The organism is Photobacterium sp. OFAV2-7 (genome assembly GCF_022347985.1).
In the GTDB taxonomy this organism is placed as follows: Bacteria; Pseudomonadota; Gammaproteobacteria; order Enterobacterales; family Vibrionaceae; genus Photobacterium.
Genome location: NZ_JAKRFQ010000769.1, coordinates 1 through 2,564, shown reverse-complemented (window position 1 = coordinate 2,564; position 2,564 = coordinate 1). Strand labels below are relative to the sequence as shown.

The window sequence follows — 2,564 nt, the reverse complement described above, 5'->3', positions numbered from 1 at the left end:
TCTGCCGCTCGATGAAGTCATGCGGCGAATAGAGCAAGTGTATCACTACTACGGGAAGAACACCGATATACAGGTAACCGGAGGCGAGCCGACACTCAGAAAACCCGACGAGTTATGTACCATCATTGCCAGAATCCGCAAGCTGGGCATGCGTGCGACTTTGATGACCAACGGCATTCGGGCAAGCAGGTCACTACTAAAAAAGCTATGCCGAGTTGGTTTAACTGATGTCGCCTTTCATGTCGATACCACCCAGCTGCGCAAGGGTTACAACACCGAGCTGGAACTCAATGTTATTCGCCAGGCCTATCTGGACAAAGTGAAAGGCTTGCCGCTTAGTGTGATGTTCAATACCACGCTGCACGAAGGCAATTATCACGAGCTTCCTGAGCTTGTCCGCTTCTTCTGTGACCACGCCACACAGCTTCGCACCGCCTCTTTTCAACTTCAGGCCGATACCGGCCGAGGCACACTGACAACGCGTGCAGACGATATCACCCTGAAAAACACGGTAGAGCGCATCAACCAAGGAAGTGGCACTGTTCTTAACTTTGATGCCGTACAAGCAGGCCACCCCAACTGCAATCGCTATGCCCTGGCGTTAGTTATTAATAATCAAGCTCATAATTTTTACGATGACGACTGGCTTTTCGGCCAAGTGCTGCGGGCCAGCAAAACGGTCAACTGGCAACGTAACCTACCAGTACAGTCAGCCTGCCGCTTCGGATGGTGGTTGCTAAAGCACCCATCACTCGCCTTTAGGCTTGCGAAATGGGGATCAAGAAGGTTATGGCAACTCAAAAGGACCTTAATAGCCAGCAGAGGAAAAGCCACCACCCTTTCATTTATCGTCCATAACTTTATGGATGCCAGCCAGCTTGATCAGGAAAGAATTGCCTGCTGCGTATTCAATACCATGACACGAGACGGGCCAATTTCGATGTGCCTGCATAATGCCAAGCGGGATGGGTTCATCCACCAGGCGATACAAACAAGCGAAGGAAAATATTGGTCTCCGGTAACAGGAAGCCTGTCTGGCACAGAACAAATTATCGAAGTGATCCCCGTGGATCAGTTACCGTCACGCTTTCTCAGGGGAAGAAGCAGGACAATTAACTGATGCAGAAAATATATTCAGGGAGTTACAAACACGCATAAAAAAAGCTGCGTTATCGCGTAACGCAGCCTTCTTTGAAACGAATGGGAGTATTAGATTCCCGCGCGCTTCAACAAGCCGGTCATCAGAGCTGAGCTTCCCTTAACCTGCTTGGACTTATTCTTCAATTCACGAGCCAGAGATGAGTCATTGATTGAATTACAGATATAAATCATTGCCTGATACATGTCGCGAGGCGTCTTGATACGATCAGCATCGTTAAGCGGGCTAATGATCTTCACAACATCGCTGCCTTTCTTGTTGTTTTCGTTAGCGTACTCAAGTACTGAATCAAGTAGCTTGTCCAAATCAACAATAAACTCTGAGCTCTCGATACCCTGCTTCTGGATCTCTTTCAGATTTCTCTTTCTTACCTGCTTAATGATGAATGCAGGCGTATTTAGCTTTCTGTAACCAAAGAAGCCCGCCAGAACTAGTAAGACAGCACCACCTGCTACATACCCCCAAATTGAACCTGAAGACTCGGCAACCGGCTGAACGACTTCGGCAACCTTTGTAACAGACGCTGGTACATCAGACATATTTGTAACCTTTTACTTAAACGAATACGGGACACCCGAGACATTATGCACGTTGGCAGCTAAGGGCTATGCGTTTTATCAAGATTTAGATCAAATAGAGTGACAGAGGTCAAAATTTTGACAATTAAGTGCGGTAATAAAGCACCAGTTCGAGAAAGCCTACAAGGCTACACACGCCATTTTTACTGGCTGCGCGGCAGATCAGACAAGAAAAAGGCATAGCCGAAACCATGCCTTAGCAAAAAAGAATTAACTCCCTGATTTGGCGATATATGAAGCCATCTCTTCTTCCGGCACCATACCACCTCCCGTAGCCCAGACCAGATGCGTTGCATTTTTCATCTTGTGATCATCAAGCTGAACACGTTCGCGGTATTCCTCGTTGCCTGAGACCCAGACAGGACCGAGCATACCGGCCAATGCTGAAGGCTCAAGCTGGATATCTTCATGCTTGCTTAGCTCTCCCAGATGGTGGTACATCCTTTCATCGGTAACGGTGTAGTAGCCATCAAGCAGCCTTTCCATCGCCCGTCCTACAAAGCCTGAAGCACGGCCGACAGCAAGCCCGTCAGCAGCCGTAATGTTGTCGATACCGATATCCTGCACCGCGATTGCATCATGAAGTCCGGTATGAACACCCAGCAGCATGCAAGGGGAATGGGTTGGCTCGGCAAAGATACAGTGGACATTATCACCAAAGGCCATTTTCAGGCCGAACGCCACGCCGCCAGGGCCTCCGCCAACACCACACGGCAGGTAGACAAACAGTGGGTGCTGCTCATCAACGGTGATCCCCGTATCATCAAACTGTTTCTTTACCCGCTCTCCGGCAACAGAATAACCCAGGAACAAGGTTTGCGAATAGA

General features: G+C 48.8%; 3 protein-coding genes. 1 reads left to right on the top strand and 2 read right to left on the bottom strand.

The annotated features are described in order from the left end of the window. Positions 1–1,120, top strand: a 1,120-nt coding sequence (locus tag MHN01_RS24295) for a radical SAM protein (protein WP_239413948.1), incomplete at its 5' end; no start/stop codon positions are given. Between the two features lie 89 nt (positions 1,121–1,209). On the opposite strand, the gene MHN01_RS24290 is transcribed toward MHN01_RS24295, so the two are convergent. Next, positions 1,210–1,698, bottom strand: coding sequence for a hypothetical protein (locus MHN01_RS24290; RefSeq protein ID WP_075768240.1), 489 nt, complete (start codon positions 1,696–1,698; stop codon positions 1,210–1,212). 249 nt (positions 1,699–1,947) lie between these two features. Beyond that, on the bottom strand, positions 1,948–2,564 hold a 617-nt coding region (locus tag MHN01_RS24285), incomplete at its 5' end, for a D-serine ammonia-lyase (RefSeq protein WP_239413947.1).